Here is a 20959-nt window from a genome sequence, read left to right on the forward strand (position 1 = left end):
ACTGTAGTGCTAAGTTCCTGATATTGGTATACTGGTCGCAAGACATAATTTAGGAGGAACAACGTATGAAGAAGAAGATCACAGCGGGTGTCCTTGCGGCGGTATTACTAATTGGAGGAACAACGGCATTAGCAGCCGCGCCTACTCTCGTTGGTAAGAAGGTAGCGAAAGAGGTAACGGTAAGGATTGACGGGGAGCCTACGAAGAACAAAGCGATAATCGTAAACGGAGTGACTTACGCGCCGGTTCGTGAGATTGGCGAGTCCTCCGGATACGACGTCTCATATAGCGGGTCAGTCGTTGACCTAGAAAGTACCGCGGAAGGAGTACCGGGAATGGAAGTACCAGGATTCGACGATAACGTGAGAGCGGAACAGATTGCGCAACGTGAGAAGGCCATCGAGGTTCATGAGGCGGAGATCGCGCGCCTACAGCAAGGTATTGATTACAACGTTCAGATGTACGCGGAGATCCCGATGTACCGTGACACTGGTTTGAAGTATCAGGATACGGACTCTTATAAGGAAACCGTTGAGCGCATTAAGGCTTTGGACGCTAAGATCGTCACACTGCGAACAGAGATCGAACAGTTTAGTGCAACTAAATAACGCACTAAGTTCAACATAGGCCGTCCTTCGGGGCGGTCTTTTTGTTATGTACTCGTTGCAACATAATAGGTATTAATTCATCAATACTGAGAGGGAGAAAGGGGAAGGAAGACTATGGGAGCGAAGAAGAAACGGAAGCGTCGCCGCGCCGCGTTAGATGATCGTCATTATCTCGCGATTGAATTGTTAACGACAGTTCCGACGCCGAACCTCGATGACATCGCGCGGGCGTGTGGGGTTGACCGCCGAACGTTATACCGCTGGCGACTACGCAAGGACTTCGATAAGGCATGGCGCGAGTTGGGTAGACAAAAGGCTGCGGCTCGTTTCCGGAGAGCGAAACGTAAAGTGTACGAAATTAGTCGGGTTGAAGACATCGAGCTCATTCTCCGCGCTACTAAGCTCGTAGGATGACGTAAACCGGCGTTAATTGGAGGAAAACGGAGATCATCGCATGGCTGGCGCGGGGATTAGGCGTTATTAAAGTGTCCCAAAATTGCACTTCCGGTGCTTTTTTCCTACAACTCGCGCTTGGCGGACAGCCCCCCGTAAACTTTTCGAAGGGACCGGAATAAGCTCGAATTTGAGCCGATAATATGCGGAATAGTGCAAACGGAGGGGCTGGCGGAGGTAACGCGCATGTATCGTAAACGCCGTAAAGCCGCGTCCTGTCAACGTTTAGGCCGAGTTGTAACTACTATAGATATATTCATCATATGTGGATTTTGTGCAAGAGTCTACGCGTTAATGCGGTGAAGTAGACGACCCCAAGGCCCCTCCGATTTTCCCCGCAATCAGGTACATTTACAATCCACGCGTCAAAATAAACTCCTGGGGTCTGCGAGTGGTAGACGTCGACCACTGTTACGCAGATATGCGCCGTACAATTTGCAGATATACGCTCCTAAACGGTATAATAACGGTATCGGTAAGGGAATAGCGCGGGTAGTTCGTAGTCTGTACGATGGATAACACGCTATTTTGCGGGGTTTTTAGTCTAGCGTTGACTGAACGTTGGACAGAGCGGAGACACTTGCGAGCTGGCAGCGATGAGGTCAGGGGTTCGATCCCCCTAGGCTCCATAATCAAGAATGCCATCACATTATTGCGATGGCGTTTTTTTTGTGGTGAAATAAATCAGAACATGCATAATTAATTAGAATTTTTTGGACTTGGGGACGAATATTCTAGATGCAAAAATAGAGGGTTTAAAGTCCTGACTGTGGAGTTGTCAAAAAAAGTACAGTTTGAAAACAAGGAGACCCTTCCGGCTGGATATTGTCCAACCGGAAGGGTCTGCATTTATCTGTATACGCTTTCAGTTAGCCAGATATTCGACGAATCTTACAAAGATCGTGGCTACTTCGGCGCGGGTGGCGGTGGCTTTGGGAGCAAAGAAGTTGTCCGGCTTGCCTACTACAATGCCGATGTCCCGCAGTGCCTGAACGGCCTCCAATGCCCAGGAGCTGATCTCACTCTCGTCCGTGAAGGACTTAGCCTGGCTTTCAGGGAGCTCATAGCCTTTGTACTTCATGTAGTTGTACAGTATCACCAGCATCTGCTCGCGCGTCATTGGTGAATTGGGGTCAAACAGGTCTGCGTTTGTACCGTGGACTATGCCTTTTTCGGCTGCCCACTCGGCTGCCGCGGTGTACCATTGTCCGTCCGTCACGTCGTTAAAGCGGGAACTCGTGTAGCTGGAGAGGTTTACGTTCTCAAGATTGGCCAGTACCTGCACGAACATTGCTCGCGTCATTGCGTTGCCCGGTGAGAACGTCGTGGACGTCGTACCGTTGAAAAGATCGTATGTGTAGGCGAAATTTATATCGTTGTAAAACCAGTCGTCCATGTTGGCATCCCTGAAAGGATTGCCCGATATCACGAGGAAGCCCAGTGGGGTGACGTCATCAAACGCCAGCTCCGTACCCTCACGGATGTTCAACGACATGCCGTTATCTAAGCTAACTTTTGCGCCGCTCGGTCCTACCACAACCGCTCCGCCGCTCCGTATCTTCGATCCGCCGTGAATATCCACACGGTTGCCGTTGGGCAGGGTCACATGCGCGTCTTTGCCGCCTACTGTAACCGTACCGTCGCTCGCTATCGTCGATCCTCCCGAAATGGTCACTGTGCTGTTGTCGCCGGGTAGTATCACTTCGGCGCTCTTGTCTGCCGGAATGGTTAACTTACCGTTTGAGTCTATCGATGTGCCTTCGGGTACCTTAATCTTCGTCCCGCCTTTGGTCGCAATCTCGCCGCCACCGGGAAGGGTGGTGTTGCCGTTTTTGTCTGTGATCGCGGGTTTATCCTTCGGTGTATTCACTGTGTAGGTCGACTTCAACGTTCCAGCGTCTGTCCCGGTGCCCGTATTGTCGGTGTTGCCCGTATTACCGATGTTGCCGGTATTTCCGGTATTTCCGGTGTTTCCCGTATTGCCGCCAGAATCAGGCACAGTGGGAGTCGTCGTCTTCATCGGCGTCGTCGTAGCACTGATCTCCGCGCCGTCGCCCTTTGCATTCACCGCGATGATGGTGAAGTTGTAGCCTTGGCCATTTGTCAGGTTCTTGAAGGTATATTTGGTCTCCGTCGCATCCAGTGTGATCGGCGTCCCGTTGCCATACCATACCTTGTAGCCCAAGATCGCACTGCCACCGTCGTCAGCAGGGGCGGACCAGTTCAATGTGACCTGTCCGTCACCGGCTGTCGCCTTGAAGCCGCTCGGAGCACCTGGCACGACCGGTTTTCTCTGCGCGAACATCCAATCAAAGACGTCTGTGTAGTCATTGTTCCAAGCCGGCAAGTTAGAGGACTGCGCCGTGGGAGCTATGCTCCAATTCCCCATAGTTATCTGGTTGTAAAGAACCGCCGCTTCAACTTCGTGGGCTATGTAATCAGCCAGAACAGGTGTGTTGGCCGGATTAGGCCTCAGATTTGGCTGATCAAATTGATTGTAGGGCCACGTAAGGACCTCATTACTCTCAAAGCGCGAAGCCCTCGCGTTGATCATTTTTGGCATATTGTTATTGATGAAGTTATTGAGGTTAGTCTGGTAGCCTCCAACATTATGAGCATTTAAAAACATCCAATAGGCCAGATTGTTGTGAGCGTCGTTGTCCTTAGCATTCGGTGAACCGCTTACCGGGGCCATAGGTGCGGCGGCGGCGAAGAAGCCAGGATGGCTGTTAACTAAGTTGTTTGTATACTGGCCGCCCCATGAGAAGCCCGCCGCGTAAACACGATTAGGGTCTACTTCGCCGCTGGCAATCAGGGCGTCTATGACCTTCTTAACATTCTCTGTTGAGGGAACAGATACGCCATTATAGGAAATATTCAGTACATGGCTGGCGTACTTGTCAGGATTTTTCTCCATTTTTTTCATTAGAGCGACCGAGCCGTTGGCGGATTTCATGGCCGCTTTTTGGTCTGTCGCAGCGTTTGTGCCGCCGCGTGACATGCCGTGGGTATAAACATACAGCGGCAATCCTTTGATCACTTTACCGTCTTCATCCTTGTGAAGGTAGAGCGAGCGATTGACCGAATTGTCCGTGAATGTTGTAAACTTGTCAAGGATCGGATTCACAACTATTTCCTGTTCAAAAACCACGTTGCGAAGTGGACTCCCTTCTGTCAGTACGATCTCTCCGTTTGGGACGATGTTGTAAACCTGCTTTGTCGAGTTACTGCTGCCATCCAGCGTTGTTTTGCCGCCGCTCGCTGAATAAAACTCAGACTCAACTACGATGTAACGGCCGCTTGCCAGTCCGTCCTGATAATCTGGTGAATTGCTTACCGGCCCCAGATAGCCGCGTACCTTCGGTTCGTCATTAGCGTATACCCTTGTGATCTTGCGCGTTCCTTCAAAGGTCACCGCTTCGCCGTTCAGGGTTGTGTTTCTGGCTGACAAGGTAAACAAGCCCGAATTAAGCTCGGAGCCTAACGCTGCCTTCCCCTCGCCTAAGTCGATGATGACAGCCGTTGTGTACTCGCCACTGGCGAAGTTGTCATTCCATACGATAAAGGGAAGTATCCCCGCGTCCGGATCGTTTTTGAATGTTACGTGAATTGTATGGTCAGCCTCAATATTCGAAAAGGTATAAGTGCCAGCAGATAGAGTCACGGTCTCGCCGTCTACCGTTACGGTATCCACCATTTTGCCGGAATCGGGGGTAAACGTAAATTCTTTGTTAGAGTCCCGATCTACTCTCAGAACATCGCCGGGTGGGTTCGGCGTTATTCGGCCGCCCGGTCCCGCAGTGGCGGTGATTGAGAATCTGGTGTCCACTTCATTGGCTAAAGAGAGCTGCAGGCTGTCTGTAAAAGAAGCAGCGCTGGTGTAAGCCGCGTCCGGATCTCCGAAACTGGAAACGACTTCATAGCGGTCACCGCCCTTTTCCGTTGAGTTATTAATATAAACCTCAAAGGTAAGCTTGCCCTCCTCCAAGGTCAAGGTTCTTTTGGGTATTCTCATCTCCACGATATATCCTGTTTCCGTGATCTGGGTCCATGCAGCTCTGCCCGGAGCGGCCTGCCCTGAGAACACACCCGACGCGCTGACGCGCCATTGGTTTGAGCCTCCGGTTCCGGTGCCGACATAAAACTCCAGGCTGTCGTACTGGTGATCTCCGCCAGCTCCCTGATATAGATTACTGTCATTCACAACTACTCGGGAATACAGGTAGTCATGGTCCCAAAGGATTTTGGCTGTGCCCGTGGCATGGGGTCTGGGATCGGCGGGCACAGTGCTTTTGTTGATGTGATGCTCCATGGTCTGGCCCCAGAGTGGGTCGTTTGACCCGAGTTCGGGAGTTCCAAAAATGGCGGTGGGTGTTTCATTCGCTTCTGCGTTCTCGATGTTGTCAGTGGCGGCGGCATAGCTGGTAGGCATTAGCGACGCCACCATTACCAAGCAACAGAGGAACGCGAGCATTCTGCTAAATCGTTTTGGCATAAATGAAAATCCTCCTTATTTTTCGATGCGGTGCACCCATGGCTTACCGCATCGTATTCGGACACGTTGTCCATATGACAAGCGCCCAACTATATATATTATGTTTATCAGGCGTTCAATCCTTTAATTTAAACATAGCGTATATATAGAATGAAAACGATTACTTCGAAGTATAGAGATAGTGTTGAAGTTTGCTTGAATTGCAATAAAAAAATCCACCTTATTAACAAGATACTACATTGAATTGGAAGTGTTGAAGACGTAATATGAGAAGAAATGTAAGCGCATTCTTTTTTTTAAAACGTATCTCTATTTCCTTGAGCGAGGTGGTCTGGTTTTATAGGTGAGAGATATGGGTTGTATGCTTCTGAAAATTAATCGAAGGGAAGAATGCTATGCGGAAGCAAATTACAATCCTAATGTTAGTTTTACTTATGACCTTCAGTAGCTGGTTTAATCTTGTTCTGCCATTTAGCAATCAAGCTTCAGCGGACACAATAACACCAACGATGTTGGCGCATTATCCATTGCTTGAGGATGTACAGGATATATCAGGTAATGAAAAGCATGGAACGGCCGTAGGAGACATTACTTACACCGATGGTCTCACTTTACCTGGGGGAACAGATAGTAATACAAACTACGTTCAGCTTCCTACTGGTTTGTTTGATAATCAAGAAAATACAACGATATCTGTATGGATCAAGAGCAACACTGGAAGTGGGAACTACTCAGCATTATTCTACGGTACTCCAGCAGCTGGCAATAACTTGCCAACGAATTACTGGATGTTTAATCCATCGAATCCAAGTGGTGATTTTAAGTCAGTATTTACGAATAACAATAATGTTGACCAGCCTTGGACGACTGAGGTAGGGGTATCAGGCACTTCTACGTCACAGTACGAAGGTCAATGGGTTCACTATACGACGGTCATTACAGAACGCTCTATTACAGGTTACATTAACGGTGTAAGTATAGGCACGACCGCCAAAGAGAAAACAACAGCAAGTTTTGGTACTGATTTGCATGCTTACATCGGTCGCTCCAATTATTTAGGGGATGCTACTTTTGCAGGCAGCTTTCAAGATTTAAGAATTTACGGAGAGGCACTAGATAATGAAGATATCGCTGTAGTATATGAACAATCGTTTAATGAAAAGCAAATACAACAAGGCAAAATAGAGCTAACGTTAGGTGATATATCGGCAGTTACAGAATCTCTTGAACTGCCTACTCAAGATAAGAATGGCGCAATGATCTCATGGACTTCTAGTGATGAGAGTGCGATTAGTGCAACCGGGGAAGTGTTCTTACGAGAAATGGAGCAACAAGTGACGTTAACTGCAACCATTTCTTTAGGTGGAAGCCAGGCAACGAAGGAGTTTATTGTTACCTTACTACCTAAGGATGACTCTATTGAGCAGATTGCCGTTAAGAATGTCTTGCTTAATGAACCTACATTTATTTTATCAGCGGGGGACAGCGAGATATTAGTAGCTACTATTTCACCTTCAAATGCAACAAATAAAAGAGTTATCTGGGCATCTAGTGACTCCAGTGTAGCGATTGTCAATTCAACGGGTAAAGTTACAGCTGTTAGTGAAGGTACAGCCACAATTACGGTACAGACTGAAGATGGAGAGTTTACAGCTACATCAGCCGTTACCGTTAAGGGAAAATCGCTAAAAGATGATCTTATTCTTCATTACAACATGAAGACGACTGAAGAAGTAGACGGTCAACTCGTACTGAAGGATGTTGCCAATAAGGCAGTTACATTTGACGGAATATTTAGAAATCCAAACAATGGACAATTCATTTCAAACAGTGAGGTTGGCTTTGTCTCCTTCAATGGTGGAAGCTCTACATCTAATAGTGGGCATGTTGAGATTCCTAAGGGCTCAAATGGATTAGATCTACTACACGGTCTGAATGAGATTACAGTATCTTCAATCGTGAACTGGACGAATGATGGGACGAATCGCTGGATCTTCGGTTTGGGTACTGTATTAACACCAGAAACGAACAAATATTTCTTCGTAACACCACGTCACGGTAGTGGATCAGGTAATATGATTGCCACAGGTATCTCTAAAAATGGCTGGCCGAACGAAGCATTAGTTACAGGTAGCGCAAACTCAAACCTTATCGGTGGGCAGTGGAAGCATGTAACGGTGTCCTTGTCCGAAGCTAGCAATAGGATAACGTTATTCGTGGATGGAGCTAAGGTTGCTTCGGGTAATGCAAAGGGACTAAAGCTGTCAGAAATTATTAATCCGGATGCTACTTTCTCTGGCTTTATCGGTAAATCAATCTTCTCAAACGATCCATACCTTCAAGGTAGCGTAGCTGATTTTCGAGTATATGATCGCGCGTTGACAGACCAAGAAGTAGGCGAGTTATATCAACAAGAAGGAGCAACTCACATCTCAAAAATACGTCAGCTGACTGTTGATGATGCAGCGAATCAACTCAACATCAGTCGTTACTTAGGTGAAGGCGATAAAAGCACCGATAAGATAACAAGAAACGTTACATTACCGACAAGCGGTAAAAACGGCGTGAGCATTACTTGGAGTTCCAGTCATCCTACTGTCATTTCTAACCATGGCACTGTACAACGTCCAGCTGTTCAAGCAGATAATGTTCAGGCAGAGCTTACGGCTACTTTAACGTATCAAGGCGTATCAACTACAGCTGTATTCCCTGTTACGATCTTGAAGCAATTCGATGATCAGCAGAAGGTTGATCTGGACGCTGAACAAATAGAGATCTACAATGCTGAGAACGTTAAAGGTAACATACGTCTTGCTGCTACAGGTGAACAAGGCTCCACAATTACATGGTTATCTAGCAAACCGGCTGTTGTGAAAGGAACGTCTGAAGCGGCTGGTAATGCTAAACAGCTAGGCTGGGTAAGTCGTCAAGCTACGGATACGCCCGTTACGCTAATAGCTACAATTACAAATGGTGCAGCTTCTAAAGAGCTAATTTTTAACGTTACGATTAAACAAGCAATTGCGCCAGTACAGCATGATGCTTACTTCTTTGCGTACTTTACAGGTGAATATGAGGGTGGTGAAGAGATATCCTTCGCTACAGCTGAAGATCCATTGTTCTGGAAAGGGTTGAATAATGGTAAGTCGATCCTTCAATCTGATATGGGTGAAAAAGGACTTCGGGATCCATTCGTTATACGGTCTCCAGAAGGTGATAAATTCTATATGCTGGCAACCGATTTGAAAATGGGCGAAAGTACAAATTTCGACCAAGCTCAAATTACGGGTAGTCATTACATGATGATCTGGGAGTCGGAGGATCTCGTTCATTGGAGCGAGCAGCGTATGATCGAGGTTGCTCCTAAGAATGGAGGAAATACGTGGGCACCCGAAGCTATCTATGATCCGCTAACTGGAGAGTATATTGTATTTTGGGCATCATCGATGAAAAACACAGAGACATATGGTGATTATAACGGAAGACCTGCAGGCCAGTACAATGTGATGTACTACGCAACAACAAGAGACTTCTACAACTTCTCTGAGCCAAAGGTCATGATTGAGGAGTCACTTCCGACCATTGATACGACGTTTATTGAGCATAATGATATGTTGTACCGATTCACCAAATCAGAAGTGAATACTAAAGTGTATGTGGAGAAAGCACCAACTTTTTATTATGACAAGGACGGTATTGCAGCAAACGGCCTTCAATACGACGCTGTTCCGGGTACACGTGATAATAAACTTGGCTTGATCGGAAATAATGGAAACAACGAAGGGCAAACGATTTTTAAGGATAATAATAAAGACCAATGGTATCTGTTCCTTGATTCATGGCCATATCATGTTCGATATACAACAGATCTGGATAGTAGCACACAATATATGAACAATGTATTAAGTAGTGATCAATATGCACTTCCGCCAGGACCACGACACGGAACCGTAATTCCAATCTCACGTGCAGAGTATGATGCTTTGCAAGAGAAGTATGCCTGGAAAGGTCCAGCACCATCAACAGACCCGGTTGTACATTACTCATTTGATGCAAATACAGTGAATGGTACAACGGTGAATGACATTTCTGGCAATGGTCATCACGCAACACTAGTAGGTGGAGCAACGATTAATGAAGAGGATCGTATTGGTAAAACGGGTGGTGCACTAGAGCTTAATGGATCAACAGGATATGTGAAGCTGCCAGATAACTTGATTCAATCCTTGAATCTTGAGAAGGCTACGTTCTCTACATGGGTTCAAATGGACAGAAATCAAGCAAATCAAAGAATATTTGATTTTGCTTCCGACACAGGCAGACAGGTTAACCGCAACACCATGTACTTGAGCACACAAGGTGATACAGGTAGTCTAGAGTTTGCTGTCGTAACACCTTTTACAGAGAAATTTAGCAATGACAGCACGCGACTAGGATCAGAATATAAATATGCGGTGAGAAATTCCGGGTTATTACCAACGAAGACTTGGCAGCATGTTGCAATTACAATGGATGAATTTGATGCAGTATTGTATGTGAATGGTCAAGAGGTTAAACGTAGCTCGACATTTAACGTTGAGCCGAGAATGTTACTGGAAACAACGATGAATTATATTGGTAAATCGAGAAACAGCTCTCATAGTTTATTTGATGGTAAATTGGATGATTTCCGTATTTATAATCGTGCATTATCCGTTGAAGAGATTGCAACATTAGCTGATGAAGACGTTACTCCTCCAGTAGAGCAGCCATCTGGGGCAGAGCTCATTCTTCACTACAATATGGATGATATTGATGGTGCAACGGTTATTGACCAAACAGGAAACTTCAACGGAAAATGGATGAATCCGTCTAAAGCAGAATGGATTCGTACACAAGATGCTGGTGTACTAAGCTTTACTGGTGGCACAACTAACTCTTATGTAGAACTACCACAAGGAGTTCTCGATGGTTTAACGGATATGACTGTTTCATCCATTGTGAACTGGAGCGGTAAAAACGCTGCGGAGTGGTTATATGCATTAGGAAGACCAAACAATAATACACACTATACGTACTTCACACCACGTTATAACGCTAACGGTCTAGCTCGCCTAGGTATCGCGACGAATGCTTGGAATAATGAGTCTTCAACTTCTACCACGGGCTTAAAGAATAATGAATGGAAAGTAGTTACGACTGTTGTTTCAGGCACGGATGGTACACTAACGCTTTATATTGATGGTGTTGCTGTTGCATCAGGCTCAACGAATGGAATGACACTAGAACAAATAAAAAATACTTCAGGCAGTAGTGGAACCATCGGTAAGTCATTTTATACAGCTGATCCATACTTCGGCGGTATGATTGCAGACTTCCAAATCTATGATGGTGCAATGACTGCGGCAGATATTACATCACTTAAGGCTCATGCAGATCAGAAGATTGCTAAAATGGAGGGCATGCTTGTATCGGCTGCGACGGAGAAATTAACGATTCATGATCTTCTTGCTGCTAATGCATCAAAAGATACGATTATAAGCAATGTAACATTGCCAACATCAGGTGCTTATGGCACGAGAATAAGCTGGACTTCAGATAAGGGGAATGTCATCTCAACTACAGGTGCCGTAACTAGACCAGCTAACGCAACAGGTGATCAAGTTGTAACGTTAACAGCAGTATTTACAGATGGTACAGAGACAGTTAACAAAACTTTTCAGTTGACGGTTAAGGCATTGCCAAACGATGTCACTTCTGTAGATGAAGCAAAAGCAGCACTAGTCGTTCATAACATTAATGATGTAAGAGGTCATATATCATTACCAACATCTGGTCTATATGGAACAACGATTACTTGGGCTTCTGCACAACCAAACGTCGTTTCAGTTACTGGAGAAGTAAAACGTCCGGCACACGGTAGTGGAAATGTAGATCTGAAGCTTACAGCTACGATTAAGTTGAATTCAGCATCCACTACGAAGGAATTCATTGCGAAGGTGAAGGAACTGCCTGCTGATGAAAAATATGCGGGATACTTTTTCACATATTTCACTGGAGAAGGTACTGCAACAGGGGAGCAAGTTTACTTTGCACTAAGTAACGGTAATGATCCGTTGAACTGGCGAGAATTGAATAATGGTAAACCTGTATTAACCTCTACCTTAGGGGAGAAGGGTGTACGTGATCCGTTCATTATTCGTTCGCCTGAAGGTGATAAGTTCTACATGATCGCTACCGATCTGAAAATTAACGGCAATGGTAACTGGGGCAGAGCACACACATGGGGCAGTCGTTCCATTATGGTTTGGGAATCGAATGATCTAGTCAACTGGACAGATCAACGCATGGTAGAGGTTGCACCGGAAGAAGCGGGTAATACATGGGCACCAGAAATTATGTACGACAACACAACAGGTGAATATATCGTATTTTGGGCATCAAGAATGTTTGATGATGCATCCCATACAGGCGATGCTTACCAAAAAATGATGTATAGCAAGACAAGAGATTTCTATACGTTTACTGAACCGCAAGTATATTTGGATTATGGATATTCCATTATTGACACAACGATGATTGAGCATGAAGGAAAAGTGTATCGTTTTACGAAGGATGAGCAAAACAACGGAGCTTCTGCTCCATTTGGCAAGATGATCTTCCAAGAGGTGGGTGACTCGATCTTAGATCCAACCTTCAAGATGATTAATCAAGGCGTTGGTAACATCAAATGGGTCGAGGGTCCAACGATCTTCAAATCGAATACCGATGAAAAATGGTATTTATTCGTAGATGAGTTTGGTGGAAGAGGTTATGTTCCATTCGAGACAACAAATCTTGCATCAGGTGTCTGGACATTATCTTCTAACTACAACTTACCAGCTAGTCCGCGTCACGGAACGGTAATTCCAATTACACAAAGTGAGTATGATGCACTCAATGGGAAGAACGTACCCGTTAGCGAAATTAGCTTGGACAAAACGACGTTGTCCATCTTAGAAGGTCAATCAGGGCAATTGACAGCTACGGTAGCACCAGCTAATGCAACGAAAAAAGCAGTAATATGGAGCTCTAGCGATACAGCTGTAGCGACTGTAAGTGCGACAGGTCAAGTAACAGCGGTGGCACCAGGAACAGCAAGGATTACAGTAACTACAGTGGATGGTGGTTTATCATCAAGCGCTACGGTAACGGTAACACCATTGGTCGATGGAACACCACAAGCACCAAGCAGTGGTGATGGAAATGGTGGCGGTGACGGTAACATTCCTGCACCTACAGTACCAACAGCTCCAGGTGGAAATGAGCCAGTGGTCATGGACAACGGCCAAATAAACATTAAACCAGTTGTAAATGAGAGCGGTACTTCTAAAGTGAAGTTAAGTGCGGATACGCTGAAGCGTGCGCTTGATCAAACGACAGGCGGTAAGTTACACATGCAAGTTGAAGCTGATGCAAGCTTGAACGGGCTAACGATTGAGCTCGCAGTAGATGCGCGCTTAACAAGTGGATCTTCTACGATAGATCGCATCGAGATCAACACAGGCTCTGCAGTCGTAACAGTGGCAACCGAACTGCTTGGAACAGGAACAAGTGCGGGAAAAACGTTAGGATTGTCGATTAAGAAAATTGCAGCTAATCAACTGCCAGCTGGCGCACAAGCTCAGCTGAACGGTGAGGTCGTATACGATATCGAGCTAACGATTGATGGTAAGAAACTTATAGAGTTTGATGGCAGAGATGATCTCGTGATTGAATTGCCATACACACTAAAGGCTAACGAAAATCCAAACAACGTCGTTGTATACGATGTGAAGGACAACGGAGAGCTAAGAGTGGTGACGAATGGTAAATACAATGCAGCGACAGGAAAAGTAGAGTTCAAGCCAACGTATCTGAGCAAGTATACGGTAGCGTATGTTGCAACGAGCTTTAAGGATGTGACCCAAGATTGGGCGAAGGATGCGATCTCAGCATTGGGAGCAAGAGGCATTGTGAAGGGTGTAGGCAACGGCGAGTTTAATCCGAATGGTCAAGTGACAAGAGCAGAGTTCATCACCATGCTGATGAATATGTTTGAGCTATCGGATGAGAGCGCAACGACAAGTTTTAGTGATGTGAAGCAAGGAGAATGGTACCATGGAAATATCGCAACCGCGCAGAAGCTGGGGATTGTGAACGGGAAACCAGATGGACGATTCGGAGTTCATGAGAACATTACGCGAGAAGATATGGCGGTTATGGTATACAAGGCTGTCCAAATTAAGCAACTAGCGTTAGCAAGTGGTGAAGCTACAGCCTTCAAGGATGAAGCAAACATCGCAAGTTATGCGAAGCAAGCGGTAGAGGCAATACAGGGAGCAGGCATAATAAACGGTGTAGGTAACGATGAGTTTGCACCGAAGAAGAATGCCAGCCGTGCAGAAGCAGCAGTGATGATCTATAATGTGTTGGGTTTGATGTAGACACGTTAATTATAAGGCAGTTGCTATTGATTCACTCAGATCATAAAGTTGGGCGGAAGAACTTGTTCCGTCCACTTTATTGTCTGTTTAATCAGCGAGCAGGAAAAGCCGTTAGATCCTGGCTTAAAGAAGTAGCTGTTAACTTTACCTTAATACGGGCTCAATTCTTCCTCTAAGATTATCTGTATAGGCCAGATTTCCATCCGTCGTGATTACGGCAGCTTCGATATCCTTCATATTATTAACTTTATGAATAATGGAGACCGCATCTAACCCAAATAATTCTGTAGTATATATATCACAGTCGAGCGATCGATCCGCAATAATCGTTAAAGAAGCGATATTACTTTCGATGGGATAACCTGTTCTGCTGTTAAATATATGATGGTACTGACTCCCTTCCTTTTCTAAAACTCTCTCGTATATTCCTGATGTAACAACGGATTGCTCGCGTATACTAACGAGTGTTGCTGCATTTCCTCTAGGTAAAAAGGGATTTTGAATTCCAACCTTCCAGTGACTGGACCCGGTGGGAGAATCGCCATGAACCAGAACATTGCCGCCCATATCGACCATAGCTGATGCAGCTCCGTTTTTCTTGAAGAATGACATAACTTGATCAGCAAAATAACCTTTAGCGATCGCTCCAAGGTCGATTTCCATGCCTTTTTTGAATAAATGGACCGTTTGCAGCTCATCGTCAAGCTGTATATGCTCCGGATTCAAGAGCTCCAGCACTGCTTTAATCTCGGTATCTTCCGGCACATGTGCCTCGCGAAAACCAATTCTCCACAATTTGATCAAAGGCCCTATCGCAATATTTAAAAATGAATCTTTATTCAGGCTGTGTTCTTTGCCTATCTTAATAAGATCATACAGTTCCTTGTCTACTCTAAGTGGATGTGATGCGGCTTCTTTTTTTAGCAGGGCAAGCTGCGATTGCTCACTGTTGGCACTAAATACTTGTTCATAACGGATGAGCATATTCACGGCTTCCTCGGCAAGCTCTTCAGCATCTGTCCCCTCGATATAGAGGGATATGTTCGTTCCCATGAGTGGTATCGTTCTCGTAAAAGCTTTCATGATAGCCTCCTATATTGCACATTGTTGTCCGTGATTGAGAAAAGTATGGATGAGGTCATGATCCACGCTATTCAGCTTTTTTGCTCCATGATGGGCTATAAAATAATCCAGACTCATCTTCTCTAGAGGGATTGGATAGATGTTGTATTCCGAAGGGCACTCCTTGATATGGATGCTTTCAGGCACAAAAGTTAGACCTAAATTATGCTTTGCAAGCTTGAGTACAGTGTAGATTTCATTGCTTTCCATAACGATATTAGGCTGTACCTTGTAGACACTGAGCAATTGATCAATCTGTTTTCGGATTGCCGAACCCTTGGACGTTAGAATAAGCTTTTGATTCAAAATGGTGCTGATCTCAATTGTGCCCTCCGGGATGACTGCAACATTCTCTTGATATAATTCGCAGCAACGCGGAATGATGGCCTGGTAACTATGCCTGCCCCAGTTAAACGAGTTCAAGTTAGGGGAGATACTGCTTGAATTTTGCCCGATCCAGAAGTCCAGCTCATTATTTTGGAGACGTTTCTCATTTTTTTCAGGTAAATCCTCGACAAGATTAATCTTATAAGCAGGATGAAGCTCGAGAAAATCTGGTAAAAAAAGGGGCGTTAAGTACACACCGAGGCTCGGAAGAATGCCGATCCGTATCACCTTATTGCCAATATCCGATACATATGAGATTTCCCTAATAAGCTTGGCATAGCTGTTTTCGAGTGAAGTTAAGTATTGATAATATATTTTCCCCTGCTCGGTTAATCGGTACGGAAGTTTGTTGCGAGTGATTAGCTCACAGCCCAACTCAATTTCGATTTTTTTGATAACCTTTGTGAGGTAGGGCTGAGATATGTAAAGGGATTGTGCGGCCCTGCTATAGTTGCTGTATTTTAATAGGCTGTCAATGTAACACAAGATATCTTGAGATTCTAACTTAGACATGTTCCTCACCCCTTGTGAAAAAAGTAACAAACTTTGAATTTGAGGTGATTATAACAAATTAGTTATCAAACTGCAATGAATAACTATTAGATCATTTGAGCTTTGATATGTTAGAGTTAGGCCGAAAGATTGAGCCTGACAGTTACGAGCATCATCTCGAATGACAGAGAGGGGATTACGATGAACTATTTAGCTATCGTGGGCACAAATTCGGATGTGTCAACTAACCGCATGCTGCTTCAATTTATGCAAAAGCATTTTGCTAGTGAAGCCCAGATTGACTTGTTTGAAATTAAGGATATGCCTGCCTTTATTGAAAAAGATGAATTAGAGGATGCTGAAGTTGATATTCCTGTGAAAGTACAAGACTTATTAGATCAAATCTCTAAAGCGAAAGGTGTCATTATCGCTACTCCCGAGTATGACCATGCGATCCCTGCCGTGTTGAAAAGTGCTCTGGAATGGATCAGCTACACGACTCAAACCTTGAAAGACAAGCCTGTTCTGATTGTAGGTGCTTCACATGGTGCACTCGGTTCTTCCAGGGCACAAGCGCATCTTAGACAAATCCTGGATTCACCTGAGCTTGGTGCGAGAATGATGCCTAGTAGCGAGTTTCTTTTGGGAAAATCCCAGAGTGCATTTGATAGCAGTGGTAATCTCATTGACGCTCAAAAAGTGGCCGAGCTTGACGAAATCTTCAATGAGTTTGTTTTGTTTACGGAGATCACTACGGAACTGTTATCCAAAAGGACGTTGAAGAAAAAAACGAAAAAATTTTCCTGGCAAGAGTAGGGGGCTAATCACAATGAAAATCATAGCGATCGTTGGCACAAATGCAAAGAAATCGTATAATCGCAAGTTGCTTCAATTCATACAAAAGCATTTTGAGTCCAGAGCAACCATTGAAATCCTCGATATTACAGATGTTCCGATGTTTAATCAGTCCGATAACCAAACAAACAGTGTAATTATACAATCGTTTAATGAAAAAATTATCGCAAGTGATGGTGTCATTATTGCGACTCCAGAATATAACCATTCCATCCCTTCATCCCTTAAAAGCCTGCTGGAATGGTTGAGCTTTGAAATCCATCCGCTGGCTGGCAAACCCGTGATGATCATAGGTGCGTCACAGGGAACACAAGGTTCCTCGCGTGCACAACTGCATCTTCGTCAAATCCTGGATGCACCAGGTGTCGAAGCTAACGTGATGCCAGGGTATGAATTTTTGCTTGGCAGCGCACATAAAGCATTTGACGAATCAGGCAACCTGAACAATGAAGGAACGATCGATTTCCTGGAAACATGTTTCCTGCGGTTCCTTCGGTTTGCCAAAATTTCAAATCAGCTCAACGAAGAAGAGGAGTTTACCTATAGACCCGGTGTGTATGAGGTCAATGCCATAGGTCACAGTGGCAATCTGCCGATGAAGGTATCCTTTAGTGAAAATAGAATTGAAAGCATCGATATCGATTCGAAGGGTGAAACCGAAGGCATCGCCGATGTTGTTTTTGTAAGAATTCCGAATAAAATCATTGAGGGACAGACGCTGAATGTAGATGCTCTCTCAGGTGCTTCTGAAACCAGTAATGCTGTCATCAATGGTGTAGCCAAAGCGGTTAAGCTTGCCGGAGTGAATCCTGACATCCTGAAAAGACGTCCAAAACCTGCTAGCAGCCAGATGAAAGATGACGAAGAATACACTTGCGATGTGGTCGTTGTAGGTGGAGGTGGCGCAGGACTCAGTGCTGCTGCTACAGCTTTACAACAAGGAGCAAGTGCGATTGTACTTGAGAAATATCCTGCTGTTGGGGGAAATACGATCCGCTCAGGTGGTCCTGTCAATGCTGCAGATCCTGTATGGCAACAACAGTTCACTGAGAATCCAGGGGAAAGACAGACGATTGAGAATTTGTTAAGTACCGATGAGAGCTTGATCCATCCAGAATATGTAGATGATTTCCATGCACTCAAAGAAGAGTTTACTGCGTATCAGGATAAGTTCGGCACAGAAAAGGCTTATTTATTCGACTCCCCACTTCTTCACAGAATGCAAACGTATTTTGGGGGCAAACGTACAGACCTGAATGGGAGCATGATCTATGGACAATACGATCTGGTCAAAGTACTTACAGACCGTGCCTTGGAAAGTGTAACGTGGCTTGAGGATATCGGGGTTGAGTATGATAAGAGTATCGTATTTGCTCCAGTGGGTGCCCTTTGGCGTCGTGGCCATAAACCTGTCAAAAGTTATGGCTCTGCCTTTATCATTGCACTTAGCAAATATGTAGAAGAGCATTCAGGAAAAATTATTACAGATAGCCCGGTCAAACAATTGATCATCGAAGATGGAAAAATAACAGGTGTTATCGCAACAGGTGTCAATGGTCAGAAAATTACCATTCATGCTAAAGCGGTTGTTCTTGCTAGTGGTGGTTTTGGTGCAAATACACAGATGCTCAAGGAATACAACACATACTGGAGCCATATTGACGATGATATCAAAACAACAAATTCCTATGCGATGACTGGTGATGGAATATCGCTCGGTAAGAGTGCAGGAGCAGCGCTGACAGGCATGGGCTTCACTCAAATGATGCCGGTAGCCGATCCGGATACGGGCGAACTCTTCAGTGGACTGCAAGTACCGCCTGAAAACTTTGTCATTGTTAATAAAAAGGGAGAACGATTTGTTAATGAATTCTCTGGACGAGATGTCTTAACGAAAGCAGCTATCGAGCAGGGAAGTTTATTTTACCTGATTGCGGATGACGAGATCAAGAAAACGGCAGCGAACACAAGCCAGGAAAAGATAGACCGTCAAGTCGAAGAAGGTACCTTGTTTAGAGCCGATACCATAGAAGAACTGGCAGTGAAAATCAATATGGAACCTGAAGTTCTTAGAAATACGATTGATAAGTATAACTCATATGTGGATGCGGGCTTTGATCCGGAGTTCCATAAGGATACGTTTAGCTTAAAAGTCGAGAAGTCTCCATTCTATGCCACACCTAGAAAGCCGGCAGTTCACCATACCATGGGTGGTATCAAGATCGACACCCAAACTCGCGTATTGGATGAAAATGGTCAGCCGATTGCACATCTGTATGCCGCTGGAGAAGTTGCAGGAGGTATACATGCAGGCAACCGTTTAGGCGGTAATGCCTTGACGGATATATTTACTTTTGGACGAATCGCTGGTAAGACTGCCGTTGATGAGATAAATGATTAGAATGTAACCTAAAAGCCCCCCACTAAACACAAGGATTCTCGAGTGTTTAGTGGTTTTTTTATGATGCATAGCAGTGATACTATTTATTTGAAAGCGCTTTAAATTTATTGTAGACAACAGCTATGTCGGATGATATATTGTTTCTATAAGAAACAATATTATTTTTGAGAAAAACAATAATAAACGTGTCCATGGTAGGGCGGAGGAAATGATCTCTCGGAGCTTAAGCTTGGACACCACAAAAAGGACGGGGAAACGATGACTAAAATCGAGACAAGCATTCAATCCTTTGATGGTACACAGCTTTATTTCAGCAAGGATACAGTAGAAAATGCAAAAGCCGCTGTCGTTATTGTTCACGGACTAGCTGAACATGCAGGGCGCTACGAATATTTGACAGAGAAGCTGAATCAGCGTGGGTTTAGCGTGTATCGCTTCGACCATCGGGGTCATGCCAGATCCGAGGGACAACGTACGTTTTATAAAGAGTTTGATCATCTTATTGAAGATGTTCATGTCATTGTCGAGGCGGCATTGCAAGAGAGCGGCGATCTTCCGCTGTTTGTTATCGGGCATAGTATGGGCGGTTTTGCAACCTCGTCCTTTGGAACGAAATATCCAGGCAAGGTCAAAGGCATCGTGTTATCCGGAGCGCTCACTCGGTACAATACAAAAGTTGCCGGAGAACTGCCGATGGATCTTCCTGCAGGCACCTATTTCCCAAATGAGCTGGGCAACGGCGTGTGTAGTGATCCCGCAGTTGTATCCGCTTATGCGAATGACCCGCTGGTTGAAAAGCAGATCTCTGTAGATTTATTTAATAGTCTGGGAAATGGCATAATGTGGCTCAAGGAGAACGCCAAGCAGTTTACAGATCCCGTGCTTGTACTGCATGGGGCCAATGATGGACTGGTCAGCGAAAAGGATTCCCGTGACTTTTACGGCGATATCGCTTCAACTGATAAAACACTCAAAATTTATGCTCATCTGATGCATGAGATCTTTAATGAACCGACTCGTGATGATGTTATTGAAGAAGCAATTACATGGATTGAAAAACGGATCTGATTTCAGTAGAGTAAGAGAGAGAATCTGAATATGAAAGGAATTACGCATGAAATTAGATTGGATGGGCGACCATCGGGAACTGATTGAGAAAATTATCAAATACGGTAATGCGTACTCGAACACCTATAAGCTGCAGCGAAGTTATGGTACAGACATGATGTTCTCGGCTTCACAGATTCAGACGCTGGAATACATTCTGGAAGCCGAGGACAAGGAAGAGAAGATGTCGGAGATGGCCGCACGTCTGGGTGTAAGCCGCAGTACATTTTCCAAGAACGTGAAGAATCTGACGGAAAAAGGCCTGCTCGAAAAATTTCATTTAAGCGGTAACCGCAAAGACATTTACGTCAAACCTTCGGAGAAAGGTCGCGAGGTATATGCGAAGTATACCGAATTTGTAAGGGAGCTTTGCTTTGATGAGATTTTCAAGTATGCAGATCAGATTTCAGAAGCGGATAAGCAGAACTTTGTTCGCATCATGGATCTGTTTGCCGATGTGCTCGTCTGGTATGGTGAAAAAGAACAGGAAGCGCGCAAGTTAATCAGAATTGATTCCTCTGAAACATGAACCTTGAAATTAAGGGCAACAGCCCAATCCCTCCGCGAATGTCCGTCATACAGTATAAAGTGCTCA

At 44.9% G+C, this 20959-nt stretch carries 10 protein-coding genes; 7 read left to right on the forward strand and 3 right to left on the reverse strand.

The window, feature by feature from the left end; all coding sequences use genetic code 11:
* Positions 1 to 65 precede the first annotated feature (65 nt).
* Together NST38_RS10065 and NST38_RS31615 are read left to right on the forward strand one after the other, a co-directional pair.
* A complete protein-coding gene (locus tag NST38_RS10065; RefSeq protein ID WP_341343945.1) occupies positions 66 to 608 on the forward strand; it encodes a hypothetical protein in 543 nt (180 codons plus the stop codon).
* Positions 609 to 722: 114 nt separating this feature from the next.
* Entirely contained in the window at positions 723 to 1022 is a 300-nt protein-coding gene (locus NST38_RS31615; protein WP_445933716.1) for a phBC6A51 family helix-turn-helix protein, read from the forward strand.
* 904 nt (positions 1023 to 1926) lie between these two features.
* On the opposite strand, the gene NST38_RS10070 is transcribed toward NST38_RS31615, so the two are convergent.
* The gene (locus NST38_RS10070; RefSeq protein WP_101313354.1) at positions 1927 to 5556 is read right to left on the reverse strand and encodes an S-layer homology domain-containing protein; all 3630 of its coding nucleotides are present in this window, start codon (positions 5554 to 5556) and stop codon (positions 1927 to 1929) included.
* A gap of 419 nt (positions 5557 to 5975) precedes the next feature.
* Here NST38_RS10070 and NST38_RS10075 point away from each other — a divergent pair, with 419 nt between their 5' ends.
* Positions 5976 to 14000: an immunoglobulin-like domain-containing protein gene (locus tag NST38_RS10075; protein ID WP_341343946.1), complete on the forward strand. Its 8025-nt coding sequence runs from the start codon at positions 5976 to 5978 to the stop codon at positions 13998 to 14000.
* A gap of 144 nt (positions 14001 to 14144) precedes the next feature.
* Here NST38_RS10075 and NST38_RS10080 read toward each other — a convergent pair whose 3' ends face one another.
* Both NST38_RS10080 and NST38_RS10085 read right to left on the reverse strand, forming a co-directional pair.
* Positions 14145 to 15083, reverse strand: coding sequence for an FAD:protein FMN transferase (locus tag NST38_RS10080; protein WP_101313356.1), 939 nt, complete (start codon positions 15081 to 15083; stop codon positions 14145 to 14147).
* A gap of 9 nt (positions 15084 to 15092) precedes the next feature.
* Positions 15093 to 16022, reverse strand: coding sequence for a LysR family transcriptional regulator (locus tag NST38_RS10085; RefSeq protein WP_101313357.1), 930 nt, complete (start codon positions 16020 to 16022; stop codon positions 15093 to 15095).
* 180 nt (positions 16023 to 16202) lie between these two features.
* On the opposite strand from NST38_RS10085, the gene NST38_RS10090 reads away from it, so the two are divergent.
* From NST38_RS10090 to NST38_RS10105, 4 genes are all read left to right on the forward strand, one after another.
* On the forward strand, positions 16203 to 16817 hold the full coding sequence (locus NST38_RS10090; RefSeq protein ID WP_341343947.1) for an NADPH-dependent FMN reductase: 615 nt from the start codon (positions 16203 to 16205) through the stop codon (positions 16815 to 16817).
* 13 nt (positions 16818 to 16830) lie between these two features.
* Positions 16831 to 19257: a flavocytochrome c gene (locus tag NST38_RS10095; protein WP_341343948.1), complete on the forward strand. Its 2427-nt coding sequence runs from the start codon at positions 16831 to 16833 to the stop codon at positions 19255 to 19257.
* A 258-nt stretch (positions 19258 to 19515) separates the two neighbouring features.
* Positions 19516 to 20325, forward strand: a complete 810-nt coding sequence (locus NST38_RS10100; protein WP_341343949.1) for an alpha/beta hydrolase — start codon at positions 19516 to 19518, stop codon at positions 20323 to 20325.
* A 46-nt stretch (positions 20326 to 20371) separates the two neighbouring features.
* Entirely contained in the window at positions 20372 to 20893 is a 522-nt protein-coding gene (locus NST38_RS10105; RefSeq protein WP_036609787.1) for a MarR family winged helix-turn-helix transcriptional regulator, read from the forward strand.
* Positions 20894 to 20959 lie beyond the last annotated feature (66 nt).

Origin of the sequence: Paenibacillus sp. FSL H8-0104 (assembly GCF_038050215.1) — a bacterium.
Lineage (GTDB): Bacteria > Bacillota > Bacilli > Paenibacillales > Paenibacillaceae > Paenibacillus > Paenibacillus amylolyticus.

What these genes read in the sequence shown, in the direction of transcription:
- NST38_RS10065 (WP_341343945.1), top strand. Translation starts at nt 66, where the DNA reads ATGAAGAAGAAGATCACAGCGGGTGTCCTTGCGGCGGTATTACTAATT.
- NST38_RS31615 (WP_445933716.1), top strand. Translation starts at nt 723, where the DNA reads ATGGGAGCGAAGAAGAAACGGAAGCGTCGCCGCGCCGCGTTAGATGAT.
- NST38_RS10070 (WP_101313354.1), bottom strand. Translation starts at nt 5,556, where the DNA reads ATGCCAAAACGATTTAGCAGAATGCTCGCGTTCCTCTGTTGCTTGGTA.
- NST38_RS10075 (WP_341343946.1), top strand. Translation starts at nt 5,976, where the DNA reads ATGTTAGTTTTACTTATGACCTTCAGTAGCTGGTTTAATCTTGTTCTG.
- NST38_RS10080 (WP_101313356.1), bottom strand. Translation starts at nt 15,083, where the DNA reads ATGAAAGCTTTTACGAGAACGATACCACTCATGGGAACGAACATATCC.
- NST38_RS10085 (WP_101313357.1), bottom strand. Translation starts at nt 16,022, where the DNA reads ATGTCTAAGTTAGAATCTCAAGATATCTTGTGTTACATTGACAGCCTA.
- NST38_RS10090 (WP_341343947.1), top strand. Translation starts at nt 16,203, where the DNA reads ATGAACTATTTAGCTATCGTGGGCACAAATTCGGATGTGTCAACTAAC.
- NST38_RS10095 (WP_341343948.1), top strand. Translation starts at nt 16,831, where the DNA reads ATGAAAATCATAGCGATCGTTGGCACAAATGCAAAGAAATCGTATAAT.
- NST38_RS10100 (WP_341343949.1), top strand. Translation starts at nt 19,516, where the DNA reads ATGACTAAAATCGAGACAAGCATTCAATCCTTTGATGGTACACAGCTT.
- NST38_RS10105 (WP_036609787.1), top strand. Translation starts at nt 20,372, where the DNA reads ATGAAATTAGATTGGATGGGCGACCATCGGGAACTGATTGAGAAAATT.